The sequence below is a fragment of the Streptomyces sp. NPDC021093 genome (assembly GCF_044333135.1).
Classification (GTDB): domain Bacteria; phylum Actinomycetota; class Actinomycetes; order Streptomycetales; family Streptomycetaceae; genus Streptomyces.
Genome location: NZ_JBIRQJ010000001.1, coordinates 980,688 through 996,147, shown reverse-complemented (window position 1 = coordinate 996,147; position 15,460 = coordinate 980,688). Strand labels below are relative to the sequence as shown.

General features: G+C 70.3%; 9 protein-coding genes. 4 read left to right on the top strand and 5 right to left on the bottom strand.

Going from position 1 to position 15,460, the window contains the following annotated elements; translation table 11 throughout:
- The first annotated feature begins 38 nt into the window (after positions 1-38).
- Positions 39-704, top strand: a complete 666-nt coding sequence (locus ACH4SP_RS04445; RefSeq protein ID WP_398409102.1) for a GNAT family N-acetyltransferase — start codon at positions 39-41, stop codon at positions 702-704.
- A gap of 65 nt (positions 705-769) precedes the next feature.
- Here the strand turns inward: ACH4SP_RS04445 and ACH4SP_RS04440 are convergent, their stop codons facing one another.
- From ACH4SP_RS04440 to ACH4SP_RS04420, 5 genes are all read right to left on the bottom strand, one after another.
- A complete protein-coding gene (locus tag ACH4SP_RS04440) occupies positions 770-1,570 on the bottom strand; it encodes a lysophospholipid acyltransferase family protein (protein ID WP_398409100.1) in 801 nt (266 codons plus the stop codon).
- Positions 1,567-2,358 (bottom strand): GNAT family N-acetyltransferase, encoded by a 792-nt coding sequence (locus ACH4SP_RS04435; RefSeq protein ID WP_398409099.1) that lies wholly within the window; start codon positions 2,356-2,358, stop codon positions 1,567-1,569. Before ACH4SP_RS04435 ends, ACH4SP_RS04440 begins: the two co-directional genes overlap by 4 nt.
- A gap of 180 nt (positions 2,359-2,538) precedes the next feature.
- Positions 2,539-3,657 (bottom strand): SDR family oxidoreductase, encoded by a 1,119-nt coding sequence (locus ACH4SP_RS04430; RefSeq protein ID WP_398409097.1) that lies wholly within the window; start codon positions 3,655-3,657, stop codon positions 2,539-2,541.
- On the bottom strand, positions 3,654-10,220 hold the full coding sequence (locus ACH4SP_RS04425) for a beta-ketoacyl synthase N-terminal-like domain-containing protein (protein ID WP_398409095.1): 6,567 nt from the start codon (positions 10,218-10,220) through the stop codon (positions 3,654-3,656). Before ACH4SP_RS04425 ends, ACH4SP_RS04430 begins: the two co-directional genes overlap by 4 nt.
- A 605-nt stretch (positions 10,221-10,825) precedes the next feature.
- Positions 10,826-11,266, bottom strand: a complete 441-nt coding sequence (locus ACH4SP_RS04420) for a hypothetical protein (protein ID WP_398409093.1) — start codon at positions 11,264-11,266, stop codon at positions 10,826-10,828.
- A 261-nt stretch (positions 11,267-11,527) separates the two neighbouring features.
- On the opposite strand from ACH4SP_RS04420, the gene ACH4SP_RS04415 reads away from it, so the two are divergent.
- The 3 genes from ACH4SP_RS04415 (at position 11,528) to ACH4SP_RS04405 (ending at position 15,289) form a co-directional block, all read left to right on the top strand.
- Positions 11,528-12,493 (top strand): hypothetical protein, encoded by a 966-nt coding sequence (locus ACH4SP_RS04415; RefSeq protein WP_398409091.1) that lies wholly within the window; start codon positions 11,528-11,530, stop codon positions 12,491-12,493.
- A 25-nt stretch (positions 12,494-12,518) separates the two neighbouring features.
- Positions 12,519-13,175, top strand: coding sequence for a nucleotidyltransferase domain-containing protein (locus tag ACH4SP_RS04410; RefSeq protein ID WP_398409089.1), 657 nt, complete (start codon positions 12,519-12,521; stop codon positions 13,173-13,175).
- Positions 13,176-13,717: 542 nt separating this feature from the next.
- Positions 13,718-15,289, top strand: coding sequence for an oleate hydratase (locus ACH4SP_RS04405; RefSeq protein ID WP_398409535.1), 1,572 nt, complete (start codon positions 13,718-13,720; stop codon positions 15,287-15,289).
- The last annotated feature ends 171 nt before the right edge of the window (positions 15,290-15,460 follow it).

The window sequence follows — 15,460 nt, the reverse complement described above, 5'->3', positions numbered from 1 at the left end:
TACGGGAACCCGGCGGTCACCAGGATCGTTGAATCAGCATGTCAGAGCATCAAGACTCCGCTTCCGTACGCCCGATTGCCGACGCCGATGTACCCGCTGCGATCGACACCCTCACCCGGGCCTTTGCCCACTACCCCTACACGCAGCATGTGATCGCCGCAGACGACCACTTGGACCGGATACGACGCTTCCAAGAGCTGTGCCTGACCCGCCTCGGGATGGTGTACGGGCGGGTATGGGTCGCCGGAGCGGGCCGCGCGGTCGCCGTCTGGGCCACTCCCGACCGGGACCCCTCGCCCGCTTTCGCCGAGATCGGCGCCCTGCTCGACGGCCTCGCCGGCGACCGGGCCGCTGCCTTCGAAGCCGCGGAACAGGCCCTCGCCCCGCACCGGCCGCAGGAGCCGGTGTGGTTCCTCAACACGGTCGCGGTCTCTCCTGAAGCCCAGGGACAGGGTCTGGGCAGCGCGGTACTGGCTCCCGGCATCGAGGCGGCCGCACGCGCCGGGCACCCTGCGTTCCTGGAAACCTCCAGCGAACGGAACGTCGCCTTCTACGAAGGCCTCGGCTTCACCGTCACAGCTGACATCCAGCTTCCCGACGGCGGCCCCCGCACCTGGTGCATGCGCCGGGATCCCCGCCAGGACGCCGGAAGGACAGCCGAACGGCCCGGGTCGGTCGGAGAGCGGTCCCGGACCGGGGAATAGAGCACGGACCCAATCGGTCTGCTGCTTGGCGGATCGGGGGACTGCTTGATTGCTGCCGCTGCACGTCAGACGTGGGCCGGCGACTCCGTACCAACCACCGCGCGCTGGGCCGCCGAGGCCAGGCTGCGACGGTCGGTGCCCGCGAGCGTACGGTGCGGGGTGATGCGTACGGACAGGCCGCGGGTGCCCGCGACGCGGCGCAGGCCGGTGCCGAAGTCCTCCTCTCCGAGAAAGGCGGCGACGGTGGTGGGCCTGCCGTGCTGGAAGTAGTCGAGGGAGACGGGCCTGACCGGGGCGCCCGCGTCGATCGCCGCCTGGAAGGTGGCGGGCCTGAAGGAACCTCCCGCGACCGTGCACCAGGTGGTGGCCTGCGGGAAGACCACGACGGACCGGCCTGAGCGGAGCGTGTCGGACAGGTCGGCGACCGTCTGCGGCAGTTGCCGCAGCCCTTCGCGGTCGATGAACCGGGTTCCGATGCGCCGGGCGAGTGTCCCGACGACCGGCCAGGCGCCGACTTCGCGCTTGGCGAGCAGGGTCAGTCGGGGCTCGACGGCGAGGAAGGCGACGATGTCGAGCCAGGAGATGTGGTTGGCCACCACGAGCGTGCCGACCGGGCCGGGCACTGTCAGCGGCTCGGCCCCGGGCGCCTTCCTGAGCTCGATCCGCACGTCGAGGCCGTCGAGTACCTCCCCGGCCCGTTCCCGCAGGGTCTCCGGGGCGCCGAGCCGCTCCCCCATCGCCACGCTGCGCAGCAGGGTCGCGGCGAGGGAGGCGTAGCGCCGGGCGATGCCGGACAGCGGCATCCGCGGGCCTCCGTCCGTGGCACAGCCCGGGGTGCACAGCGACTCGACGGACCAGGAACTCAACTGTCCTCTCCGAGGAAGTAGCGGCGGTAGCGGTCACCCAGCCGGTTCATGTCGAGCAGTACGAAGAAGTCGGCGACGTCGAACTCCGGGTCGTGGGCCGGGGCGCCGCACATCCAGGCACCGAGCCGCAGGTAACCGCGCAGCAGCGGCGGGAGCAGTGCGTAGCTCGGCCGACCGCCGCTCGGGCTCTGCGGGGTCCATGGGTTGTGTGGGTGAACCCGGTACGCGGCGGGGGCGGCGTGCTTGCCGTTGCCCAGCAGCCAGGCGTCGGCGGCTGCCGCGCCACCGTCGCCGAGGGGCACGGAGGCGCAGCCGCCCAGGTAGCGGTGGCCGGAGAGCAGGACGTAGCGGGCCATGGCGGCCCACATGGTGTTGATCACGGCCCCGTTGCGGTGCTCCGGGTGGACGCAGGAGCGGCCGACCTCGATCATCGAGGCGCGCACCGCGGCCAGGCCCCGCAGGTCGAACTCGCCGCTGGAGTAGGACTCTTCGGTGCGTCCGGGCGGCAGCATCCGGTACGTGCCCACGACGTCGCCCGAGGCGGTGTCGGTGACGATCAGGTGGTCGGCCGTCTCGTCGAAGGCGTCGATGTCGTGCCCGTCGAGCGTCGTCGGGATCTTCGCACCCAGCTCCTGCACGAACACCTGGTGGCGCAGCCGCTGCGCCGCCCTGATCTGCTCCTGGGTGTCGGCAAGGGACGTGACGTACTCGGAGGTGGCTGTGGTGGTGGCTGTGGTGGTGGCTGTGGTGGTGGCCGCCTTCAGCGTTTCGATGGCTGTCGTAAGCATGAAGTGCCGTTCTCCAATGGGGTGGTGGGAACTCCCATCCCTTCCTCAAGGGACCGCACTCAGGTAGCCCGGGAGAGACCGACCTGGCCTTTCGGATCGGTGTCCTTCGCGTTCAACGGGGATGAATTGTTGTGCGGGGCGCCACCGACGCCCCGCACGGCCCTTCGGCCACTCCGCTGCTCAGGTCCGGCGCGGTCGGAGCAGTCCCTCGGCGGTGAGGCCGCGGACGATCCGGTCGAGGAAGGGGCCGTCCAGCGGCGGCCGTTGCACACCCGCCCGGTCCAGGGCTTGCCAGGTGCGGTCCGAGCGGATGACCGGTACCCGGTAGTCAGGGCCTGTGATCATGGCGTACTGGCCGACCTCCCGCATGGCGGCCTGCGGCAGCACCGCCCTGTCCGCGGCGTGGTCGTCCACCGCGCTCCACCACTCCTCGCCCTCGACGACTTCCAGCAGGTGACCGGCCCTGCGCATCGCGGCGAACACCTCGGCCAGGGGCAGTGGCCGAGGGTGGATCAGGTGGTACGTCCGGCCTGCCGCTTCCGGTTGCCGGGAGAGCTCGACGAGGGCTCGGGCGACGACGTCGATCGCGTCGACGGGGATCGCGCCGACGCCTGCGGGGACGCGGCCGAGGACCGCCGACGCGCGCAGTACCGGCACCAGGAGGTCGGATGCGGAGGTACGTCCCGTCCGCGTGTCCCCCGTCACCACCCCCGGCCGGAACACCGTGAGCGGCAACCCACGGTCGGCGGCGGCCAGCAGCTCCCGTTCCGCCGTGGCCTTGGTCAGCGGATACCCGAGCGGTCCCGCGGTGCGTGCGGTGGCGGGCGTGAGCTCGTCGACCTCGGTCAGACCGACGTCACGGGCGGCGGCCAGAGTGCCCAGTGTGGAGACGTACCGGAGGGGGACGGGGCGGCGGGTGAGGCGGTCCGCCCGTTCGGCGAGGGCAATGACGTGACGGGTTCCGCCGACGTTGACGGGCGCCAACCGGTCGTATCCGGCCGCGAGGTTGACGTGCGCGGCACAGTGCAGGATCTCGTCCACTGTCTCGGCGAGCGCGTCGTAGGAGGCGGGAGACAGCCCCAGCCGGGGCCGGGCGACGTCCCCGCTGACATGGACGACCCGTTCGCCGGGGGCGATGCCCAGTTCTGCCAGCCGGTGGTCGACCCGATGGGCGTCACCGCGTGCGAGGCAGTACACGGTGGCCCGGGTGCGGGCCAGCAACTCGGCGCACAGATGGCCGCCGAGGCTGCCGGTGACCCCGGTGAGAAGGACGGCTCGGGGGCCCGCCGACGTACTCATGTCGAAGCCCCCCGGTCGTCGCCGGCCGCCAGGGCCGCGGCGAGTGTGCGGAGGCTTTCGGAACCCAGCAGCCGGGCCACCGGGATGTCGAGGTCGTGGTCCCTGCTCATCCGGGTGCGCACTTCCACGGCCATGAGGGAGTCCATCCCGAGACGGTTCATCGAACGGGAGCGGCTGATCTGGTCGGTGTCCGTACCGAGGACGGCGGCGAGGTGGGCGGCGAGGCGGTCCTCGATGGCGGGTGCGTCCCCGGCGGGACGGCTGCCGGAGGCGGGAACGCCGCACTGAGCAGTCGGCCCCGACCGGCCGGCGGCGTACTGGTCGCCGTCGGCGCCCCGGGTCCGCGAGGGGCGCGCCGGTGCCCCGGTGCGCTCTTCGCGTTCCGCCGCGTGCGCAGCGGCCCCGGCAGTCGCTCGTCCCGTGCGGGGCGGGGTCGGGATGCCGGACGTCGTTCGCCCGTCCTCCGCCGGTGCGGTCCTGCTCCCGGGGACCTGCCGACGCGGTGTACGCACCGGTGGCGACCCCGGTCGCGCGGCCGGGCCCTTCGGGCGGTGCCCGACGTGCTCGGGTACGGGCGGTGCGGCAGGCGATGCCGCGCCCCCTCGGCCCGGCTCCGCATGGCGTGCGTACAGCAGGGGGTTGTCCGCGTCGCCGGGGTAGGCCGCCAGGTAACCGTCCCAGTCGACCGGCGGGTACATGAGCCGCTGGCCGGGTGCCCGGAGCAGCTCGGAGAAGAGCGCCGGGGCGTCCGCCGGGCGGATGGGGCCCATGCCCCGGGGGCGCACATCGTGGCCGTTGGCCTCGCTGAGGCGTGCGGCGATGCCCACCTCTGTCCAGTAGCCCCAGTTGACGACCGTGGCGGGCAGGCCGGTCGCTGCCCGGTGCGCGGCCAGGGCGTCGGTGAAGGCGTTGGCCGCGGCGTAGGCACCCAGATGGTGGCCTGCGGTCAGGCCGCCCAGGACGGACACCGCGGAGGAGAAGAGTACGAAGAAGTCGAGTTGCTGGTCGGCGAAGAGCTGATGCAGTGCCCAGCCGCCGGCGACCTTCGGGTGCAGGGTGCGGTCGAGGTCGCGGGTGGTCAGGTCGGTCACCGGACCGGGGGTCAGGACGGCCGCGGCGTGGGCCGCACCGGCCACCGGCGGGAGTCCTTCGCGGTCACGCCTGCGCAGCACCTCTGCCAGTGCTTCGTGGTCGGCGGCATCGACGGCCGCGTACTCGATCTCCGTCCCGCTCTGCCGCAGCCGCTCCAGCAGAGCGAGCCTGTGGTCGTCGGACGGCAGCGTGGACAGGTCCGTGCGGCCGGTGAGCAGGAGGTGGGTGGCGCCCTGGTCGGTGAGCCACTCGGCGAGCAGCCCTCCGACGCCGCTGAGACCGCCGGTCACGAGGTAGCTCGCGCCGGGGCGGATCCGTGCTGGATCGGTGGTCCTCCGGGGCATGGCGAGGGCGACTTTTCCGGTGTGGCCGGACCGTGCCATCAGAGTGAAGGCCTCGGTTGCCTCGGTGGCCGGGAAGACCCGGGTGGTGGGCGGTTCGAGTGTCCCGTCGTCGACGAGCCCGGCGACGGTACGGACCAGCTCCCCCAGGTGCCGGGGGGCGTACCGGTAGAGGTCGAGCAGATTGACCGGCAGGTAACTGCGGCTGCCCGCAAAGACGTTCATGGGCAGCGGCCGGGCGGCGGCGATGTCGTTGATGGACAGGTCCACGTAGCGGCCGAAGGGGTTCAGTACGGAGAAGCCCGCGTCCACGCCCGCGCCGACGAGGGTGCCCAGGACGACGTCCACGCCGTCGCTGAATTCTTCGGCGAAGTCCGTCGTACGGGAGTCGGCGACCCTCTCCACGCCGAGACGGCGCAGGAGTTCCCGTTTCGCGGGTGTGCCCGCTGTGGCGTAGACCGTCGCGCCGCACATCCGCGCGACGGAGATCGCGGCGAGCCCGACGCCGCCGGTCGCGGAGTGGATCAACACGCGTTCGCCGGGGGCGAGTCGGGCCCGCTCCACCAGCGCGTAGTACGCGGTGGCGTGCGCGGCCGGCAAGGTCGCCGCCTCGGCCTGGCTGAGCCGGCCGGGAACCGGGGCGACCAGTTCCGCAGGAACGGTGAGACGGGTGCGCGCGGAGGGGTACGAGAAGGCCATGACCGGGTCGCCGACGGCGAATTCGGTGACGTCCGGGCCGGTGCGTACGACTGTTCCGGAACATTCACAGCCGAGCTGCGGCGGGCCCACCGCAGCGTCACCGTCCGCCCCGGCGGCAGCCAGGACGTCGTGGTAGTTCAGGCCGACGTGAGTGACCTCGATCTCGATCTCGCCGGGGCCGGGCGCGCACCGCTCGGCGGGGACCAGGCGGAGCCCGTCCAAACCGCCCTCGGTGAACAGGGCGAGCGGTTCGTCGGGCGCACCGGAGGGGGCGGCAGCCAGCCGGGGCGCCAGGAAGTCGCCTCCGCGCACGGCCACTTGGGACTCGGCCGTACGGGAGAGGAGAAGCCGGGTCAGGCTCTGGGCGTCGTCCTTCGGGTCGCTGTTCTCGTCCAGGTCGACCAGGACCGTGGCGAGTTGCGGGTGTTCCTCTCCGACGACCAGGCCGAGGCCCCACACCGCGGCCTGCCACGGCGCGGGGCAGCCGTCCTCACCGCGGGCCTGCCGTGCCCCGCGGGTGACCAGCATCAGCCGCCGGGGAGCACCGCCTTCGAGTACGGCCCGTACCGCATCGGTCAGCGAGGAGCACAGCCGTACCGCCTCGTCCTGGACGTTCGCAGGGGTTTCGTCGTCGTACAGACACACCACCGCGTCGATCGGTCCGTCCTCGGCGGCTTCGTCGAGCAGCTCGTGCAGGTCGGCTTCGTGGGTGGCCGTGGTGACGGTGTGTCCGGCCGCTGTCAGCGCGCGGGTCAGTCGGCGGTCGAGGCGCCCGGCCGTGCCCAGCAGCAGGTAGTTGCCGGGCTCGGGCACCGGGTCGGGGATCCGGGCGGGCTCCCAGCTCACGGCGTGGAGCCACTCCTCGTACGCGGCCGAGGTGTCCGGTGCCCGCGACGCGGCGGACGCCGTGGGAGACAGCGCCTTGGCCCGGAGGCCGGTCAGTTCGGCCACGGTTCGTCCTTCGGTGTCGCTCACGGTGATGTCGGCGGTCAGGCCCTGCGGACCGGTGCCGGTGACGCGTGCGTGGGCCCACACCTCACCGGCCGGGGAAGTTCCGGGCCGGACCCACAGCCGGTCGACCCCGGTCAGAACGAAGCCCCGGGCCGGGTCGGAGTGCAGCACGGCGAGCGGCTGGAGGCAGGCGTCGAGCACCGCCGGATGCAGGCGGCGTCCCCGGCCGGGCCGCGCGGTGATCCGGGCGAGGACCTCGCCCGGACCGTGCCAGAGCTCCGCCACGGAGCGGAAGTCGCCTTCCCAGCTGTTGCGCCGCCCGGAGTAGCGGCGGTAGAAGGCCTCACCGTTCAGCCGGGTGCCGCAGCGACGGCGTACGTCGTCGGGGCGCTCGGCCCGGTTCGGGGAGTCGCCCGCTTCGGCCGACCGGGCCGAGGCGTGGCGGGTCCAGTGCTCGCCGGTTCGGCTCTGCTTGCCGGTTCGGCTCTCCACCTCCAGCCGGCGGATGCCGTCGACGGGGCCCCGGTTCCGTACGCGGAGCTCGGGCGGGTCCTTCTCGTCGAGCGGCAGGAGTTCGTGGAAGGCCACCGAGGTGAGTTCGCCGGCCGGGCCGGCCGCGTCCAGGAGGAGTTCGAGGAACCCCGTGCCGGGCATCACGGACATCCCCCCTACCCGGTGGTCGAGCAGGAACCGGTCCCGTACGAGATCAAGTGCGGGCCCGGGGCACGGAACCGGCTCGACGACCGGCTCCGGCTCCGGCTCCGGGAACTCCGGGGAAGGGGCCTCCCCGATCGGGGGGTACGGGTAGCCGTCGGCCTGGTACCAGTGCCGTCGGCGCTGCCAGGGGTACGCCGGCAGCTTCGGCGCGCGGCCGCCACGGGGGTGGACCGCGTCCCAGTCGGGCTCGCCTCCCGCTTCGTACAGGAGGCCCAACGAGTCCAGCAGACAGCGCAGTTCGGGCTGGTCGCGACGGAGTGAGCCCAGCACGGTCGCGCTGCTGCCCGCGTTGTTGCGGAGCGCACTGCTCAGCACGGGGTGGGGCGACATCTGAAGGTAGACCACCGGTTCCGGTCCGCTCCGCGCCACCACCGGCTCCAGGAGGACGGTCTCGCGCAGATTGCGCCACCAGTAGGTGCGGTCGAGCCGGGTGCCGGACAGTTCGCCGCCGGTGACGGTGGAGAGGAACGGCACCGTCGATTCCGCGGGGGCCAGGTCGGCGAGTCCGGCCAGCAGCGGGCGGCGGACCGCGTCGATCTGCGCGCTGTGCGCCGCGTAGGCCACCGGTATCCGGCGGCACTCCACACCCCACTCGGCGCAGACGTCCACCAACCGGTCCAGTTCGGCGGGCGATCCGGAAAGTACCGCGGACGACGCGCTCTCGGCCACGGCGACCTGAGCGTCGATGCCACACTCCGTCAGCAGCTCGGCCGCGTCGGTGTGCGCAAGACCCACCCAGGCCATGGCACCGGGCGGCGCCAGTTCGTCAAGGAGCCGTGCGCGCAGACAGCTCAGGCGCCCCGCTTCCTCCAGGGTGAGTGCGCCCGCGCAGCAGGCGGCGGCGATCTCGCCCTGGCTGTGGCCCAGGACCGCGTCCGGCACGATGCCCCACGCCCGCCAGTGATCGGCGAGCGCCACGCCCATGGCCCACAGGGCGGGCTGTACGTACGCCGTACGTTCCTGCCAGGACGCGTCCTCGCCGCGCAGGGCATCCAGCAGCGACCACCCGGTCTCGGCCTCGATGATCTTCGAGCATCGCTCCAGCGTCGTGCGGAACGCCTCGCTGCGCGCCAGTAGTTCACGCCCCATCCCGTGCCACTGGGAGCCCTGTCCGGGGAAGACGAAGACGATGCGAGGCCGGTCCACCGGGCTTCCCTGCACGGGGTCTTCGAGGCTCTCGGCCAGCTCTTCGGCGTCGTCGCCCGTCACGGCCAGCCGCCACTCGTGGTGGGTACGCTGCCGGGCCGCGGCCGCGCACCAGTCACCGAGCGGAGGCGGCTCGTCGTCGAGCAGCAGTCGGCGGTGCGCATCCGCCAGCTCCCGCAGCGCGCCGGGCGAACGGGCGGAGAGCGTCAGCAGATGCGGCCCGAGCGCACCGCCGCCGGAAGGCGCACAGCCGGTGGAGGGCGTGCCGCCGTCGGAAGGGGTGCAGGGTGGGCAGTCCACGGAAGGTGTGCCGGAGGGCGCCGAAGCCAGCACCACGTGCACATTGGTGCCGGAAGCACCCAGGCTGTTCACCCCGGCCAGCAGTTCCCCCTCGGCGGGCAGCTCCGCGTTCTCCTTCGGTACGCGGAAGGGCGCCGTCTCCCAGTCCACGGCCGGGTTGGGCGTCAGCAGATGCGGATTGCCCGGCACCCTGCGCCGCTCCAGGCTCAGCACCGCCTTGATCAGCCCGGCGATGCCGGCCGCGCCCTCGGTGTGCCCGATGTTGGCCTTGCCGGACGCCACGAGGAAGGGGGCGCCCCGGCGCCCGCTCATCTCCTGGGCGAGCGCGGCCAGTTCCGTACTGTCGCCGAGCGGCGTGCCGGTGCCGTGTGCCTCCACGAAGTCCACTCCGGCAGGGTCCGCGCCCGCGTGGCGATAGGCGCGGCGTATTGCGTCCCGTTGCCCGTCGAGCGTCGGCGCCGCGATGCCCGTCCCGCTGAACCCGTTGTTGTTGACCGCGCTGCCGCGGATCACCGCACGAACGCGGTCCCCGTCCGCGAGCGCCCTCTCCAGCGGCTTCAGCAGGACGAGTCCGGCGCCTTCGCTGCGGACGAAGCCGTTCGCCGAGGCGTCCGCGAACTTGCAGCTGCCGTCCGGGGACAGGCCACCGGCCCAGGCGAAGGCGAGGTTGGTGTAGGGCGTGAGGGTGATGTTGACGCCGCCGGCGAGCGCCGTGTCGCACTCCCCGGCACTCAGGCTCTGGCACGCCAGGTGCACCGCCAGCAGCGAGGAGGAACAGGCGACGTCCACGGAAACCGCCGGTCCCCGCAGGTCGAAGGCGTAGGCGAGTCGGCCGGAGTGCGCGGACCTGGACGTCGCGCCGAGCTCCGTATAGAAGTCGATCCCGTCCGGGTCGGCGATGTGCCGCAGCCAGTAGTCGCTGGAACAGCTGCCGATGAAGACTCCCGCGGGCCGACGGGCGAGCCGGTCACCGGGAATGCCCGAGTCCTCGATCGTCTCGTGGGCGGTCTCCAGCAGGATGCGCAACTGCGGGTCCACACGCGCGGCTTCACGCGGCGAGATGTCGAAGAACCCCGCGTCGAAACGGTCGATGCCCGACAGGAAGCCGCCGCGGGTGGTGGGTATACGGCCCGGTGTGCGTGGCGCGGGATCGTACAACTCGTGCATCCACGGCCGGTCCGCCGGCGCGGTCCCGACAGCCTCACGCCCCTCTTCCAACAACTGCCAGAACGCGTCTGTGGACGGGGCTTCGGGGAAGCGCCCGCTCATTCCGACGATGGCTATCGGAGAGTGGGCAGGGGAGGCGGCAGCAGGCATTCGTACGTGTCTCCAGCGCATCGGGAGGTTGGTGTTGCTCCTTGACGGCACGCAGCGATCGCACAGGTTGAGACGTACATCCCCTTGCCCCAAGAACACTCGTACCCAGCCCAGACGCTACCCGGTGAACGATCTTGGACGCATCCCGGCCTCACACTGTTCCGCTCGACCGCTCGAATCCCGGCAACGAGACCCGCGACGCGCGGCACGGTCCCGGGCCTCTCACCTGTCCACCCACCCTCCGTCACGCAAATCTCGTACGGACAGCCGATCATGCGGCGCCGGACTCAGGCACTCCGACAGACCTCCTGGAACAGGGCGGGGAAGCCCCTGCTGCGGCCGGGGCGCACGAGTTCGCGGAACGAGACTCACCACCCAAACGGCGCCACCCCAGCCATGCTTCGCCCGTCGCGGCAGGCATCACCGTTGAGCACGGTTCCTTACCGTCGTCGGCCGGACCGCCAACGCCGGCTGCGACCAGAACGCCGAGAGCACGGGACCGGTAGCACCCACGCGGCCGGTCCCGGAAAGCTCACGCACCCGCACGAGGACGGGCACCCGCCAGCGGTGCCCGTCCCCGATGCCCGTCTGTCACGGCATGTGTGTCACCGCAGGTCCACCCTCGGCTGGCGGCACCAGTCCGGCCCCCACACCGACTCGCACACCGTGATGTACATGTACGCCTTCTTGGAGCTGATGGTGTGGGTCGTGCAGCCCTTGGTGTTGTCGTAGAGGACATCGGCGTCCAGGCCATTGCGGTGCCTCAGGTACGCGTAGACCGCGTGGCCGTCCTTTTCCTTGTCGCAGACCTTCACCTTCTTGGTCTTGAAATTGAAGTAGGCCCAGTCGTCGCCCTGGTAGATCAGGGCGCGATTCCCCTGGAGAACCTCTTTGACGGCCGGTGCCTCCGATGCAGCCGATGTACCCGATCCGGTCTGCGACACCTCGGCGGACGATGCCTGGGCGGCAGATGCCGGTACCAGCCCCGCCCCCGCCATGCTGAGCGTGACGGCGGCGAGCATCGCGGCGAATTTTGACTTCTTCATGTGCGCCTCCCCCGTGAGAGGTAATTTCCGATACCAAGGAAACTAAAGGCGTACGAACCGGGCCTGTCCACGAGTTTCGGTGCTGGCCGAAACAGGGTCCGGCTCCAGGTGTACGAGGTCTTGGTCGTGAACCTGCCCGCCAAGAGCTGCTTCACGTGGTGCAGCAGCCCAGCCCGCCCGCAGATCCCTCATCTTGGAATGGGCCTGCTTCGGGCGTAACCTGGCCTGGAATACGGCCAGTTGAGTCGCAAGGGAGGGTCTGTGCCGGATCGAGACAGCGTTACCCCTGAGGACCCCCCGAGCGCGAGGGACCCTGGAAACGAACCCCCGGCATCCGGCAGGGCGAGGCGGAGCGCGGCCCTGGACGACCTTCTGTCGATCGTCTCGCCAGAAACCGCAGAGTCCGGGAGAAGCCCGGGATGGAAAGCCAAACGCGTTGCCTTCATTGTCGTCGCCGCCGCCGTGGCAGGAGCATTAACCATTTACGTTACCGCGGAAATGGATCTTATTTTCACGGAAGAGCGAGCCGCCACGGAAGATCGGGCGACGGATGCAATCGACGACAAAAAGCCTCCGTTTGACTGGAAAATAATGCCCGCAGTGGACGGTGACGAAGGATGGTTCGCCTTCCACCTGGATCGATATCTCACAGCGGAAGAGAGAGCGAGACTGAAAGCGACTCGTGGCGACGGGAAGAAGATTTGGAGCATCGTCCGGCCGTGGGGTGCCAGGAGAGTAGGCGGAAGAGCGGACGGCTACTTGGCCCAGTTCACCAGCGAGCGCGCCAAGCCCGTATCCATCACAAAGCTGTTGGCGAAACCGACGCAGTGCCGGCCCTCCAAGGTGAAGACAGTGATCTCGACCAGCGGAGCCGGCGCCGTCACCTGGGGGGACATCCACTTCTTCTTCAACAACGGGGCCAAGGCCAAAGAGGCCGTACCGGCGATGGAGAAGGGCATCCCTGGGGCGCCAATCGAAGATACACCCCAATGGAACAAAGTGATATCGCTAGGGAACGGGGAAAGTCCCGGGTACTTCAAATTATGGCCTCAATCCCAGCTGGCCTGCGAATGGACCCTGACAGCCGAGTACAACGTAAGCTCAGGAAAGACCCAGCAGGTATTGATTAGCGAAGACGAGCACGGGAAGAAGCTCTTGACCATCGGTGAAAATCCCCAGGATGGTGTTGATTACATGACTCCGAATGAATTCGAAGCCGGAGGCTAGCAGGAGTGCGGAGTAGGTTGTGCCGATGACTGGTTCCCTGCCGCCCGGCGGCGCTGTGCTCGATTTGAACGAACTGGATGCCCGCTGGGCGGATGCCTGGCGCCCGGAACAGGTCGCGGAGCGGCTGGACGGGATCGGGACACCCTGGTGCGTCGCGGCGGGGTGGGCGCTGGATCTGTTCCGCGGGGAGCAGTCGCGGCCGCACGGTGATCTGGAGATCGCGGTACCCGCGGCAGGTTTTCCGGAGATCCGGGACCGTTTCCCCGAGTACGCGTGTGACGCGGTGGGTTCCGGACGGGTCTGGGCAGGGGCGGGAGCCGAGGCGCTGGCCGCCACTCACCAGACGTGGTTCCGCGAACCGGCGAGCGGCCGGTTCCTGTTCGACGTCTTCCGCGAGCCCCACGAGGGCGGGACATGGCTCTGCAGACGGGACGAGAGACTGCGACTGCCGTACGACGCGGTCATCGAGCGGACGGTGGACGGTATCCCCTATCTGATACCTGAGTTGGTACTGCTGTTCAAGGCGAAGGCTCTGCGGCCCCAGGACCAGGCGGACTTCGACGGCATGCTGCCGCTGCTGGCCCGAGCCCGGCAGGAAACCCTGAACGGGTGGCTGGAATTCGTGCACCCCGGGCATCCTTGGCTGGCGAAACTGGCGAAGCTGGCGAAGCTGGCGGGGTAGGCAGGGTAGGCGGTGCCGATCGCGCCGGCGGACAGCCCTGGACGGTTCAGCCGTCGGGTGCTGGAGGGATACGACCTCACGGCTCGCTCGGCTGGGTCGCCCCGGAAGAACCGCACCCAGGTGCGTTCTACAACTGGACGTCGGCTTACCCCTGTTGCGGGCCCAGCGCCCTGATCCAGGGCTGGTCACGGTGGCCGACGCCCTGGCAATGGCGGCCGTCCAGGGTCAGCAGCCGGGCAAGGCTGGGGCCCCTCCTGCTCGAACCGCTTCCGCCACCTGTGCAGCGATCGACGGGGCGTTCCGTGAACGTTGCACAGCCAGTCCAGCCGGTCCAGCCAGTCCAGCCAGTCCAGCCGGTCCAGCCGGGTCGGGCAGGTTCATCGCGAGCCGTAGCGACACCCCTCGTCACGGCCCACTCTCTGCTCTCCGGCCGGGACGTTTCACCCGTCTGCGCCCTCCGCACGCCGCAGCTCCGGTCGCGTGCCACGATCGGCCAGGAGGGACGGGGGTGCACCTGATCGACATGAAGGCGAGTGATGGCTGTGGCGAAGGCGTTTCTGGTGGGCAGCGGGATCGCGTCCCTGTCGGCAGCGGCACTCCTGATCCGTGAGGCGGGCTTCTCCGGTGAGGACATCGTCGTCCTGGAGGAGCAGGACCGCGAGGGCGGCAGCCTGGACGCCGCGGGCTCTCCCGAGACCGGGTACACGATGCGCGGCGGGCGCATGTTCGAGCTGCACTTCGAGTGCACCTACGACCTCCTCTCCTCCATTCCGTCACTGGACGACCCGACGAAGTCGGTGACCGAGGACACCTTCGCCTTCCACGACGACTTCGCGTGGAACGACCATGCCCGTCTGGTCGATGCGGACGGCAAGGTCCTGGACGCGCACTCGATGACGTTCTCCGAGCGCGACCGGCTCGAACTCGTCACGGCCGTGGCCACTCCGGAACACCTCCTGGACGGCAAACGCATCAGCGACCTCTTCCACGAGGAGTTCTTCCGGACCAACTTCTGGGCGATGTGGTGCACCACCTTCGCGTTCGAGCCCTGGCACAGCGCGATCGAGTTCCGCCGCTACCTCAACCGGTTTGTGCACCTCTTCAAGACCTTCGACAGCATGTCGGGGATCTACCGCACGAAGTTCAACCAGTACGACTCGATCGTCCGGCCGCTGCTGAAGTGGCTGACCGAGCAGGGTGTCACCCTCCGGCTCGGCACCAAGGTCACCGACCTCAGGCTCGCGGAGGGCGACGCGCTGACCGTCGAGGCGATCTCCGTCGAGCGCGGCGGCAGAACCGAGGAGATCACGCTGGCCCCCGACGACCTGGTGATGGTCACCAACGGGTCGATGACGGCCAACTCCACCCTGGGCAGCACCGACAGCGCCCCCGTCCTGGACACCACGACGCCCAGCGGCGCCTGGGACCTGTGGGAGACGCTCGTGGCCAAGAGGCCCGGCCTGGGCGATCCGAGCGTCTTCGACTCCTCCGTGGACGACTCCACCTGGGAGTCGTTCACCGTCACCACGAAGGACCCCTCCTTCTTCGGACTGATGGAGAAGTTCAGCGGCAGCGAGGCGGGCAAGGGCGGCCTGATCACCTTCAAGACCTCCAGCTGGCTGCTGACCATCGTCCTCAACCACCAGCCGCACTTCCGCGACCAGCCCGAGGACACCTTCGTGTGGTGGGGCTACGCCCTCTTCCCCGACAAGGAGGGCGACTTCGTCAAGAAGAAGATGCGCGACTGCACCGGTCGGGAGATCCTCGACGAGGTCCTGCACCACCTGCCGTTCGCGGAGGAACAGCGCGGCGGGATCCTCGACGGATCGATCGTCATTCCGGCGCTGATGCCGTACATCACCAGCCAATTCCTGGTCCGCAAGGGCGGCGACCGGCCGCAGGTCGTTCCGGAGGGGTCGACGAACCTGGCGTTCATCGGCCAGTACGCGGAGGTGCCCGACGACGTGGTGTTCACCGTCGAGTACTCGGTACGCACCGCCTGGACGGCCGTCGCCGGACTGCTGGGCCGGGGCAAGCAGCCGCCACCGGTCTACAAGGGCCAGCACGATCCCAAGGTGCTCGTCGAGGCGCTCCAGACACTCCACCGACGCTGACCGCCGGCCGGGTGGAGACCGAGGCACATGCAGCGCATGCGCCGGGCCTGGACATTCCCGTCCTGCGCCGCGCGGACGCCCGTCGCACGGATCCACGTCGCACCGACGCACGCGGAGGTCGGCGAGCAGGCCGGTGCGGCAGTCACGGATGCGACGCCGCACCGGCCCGGT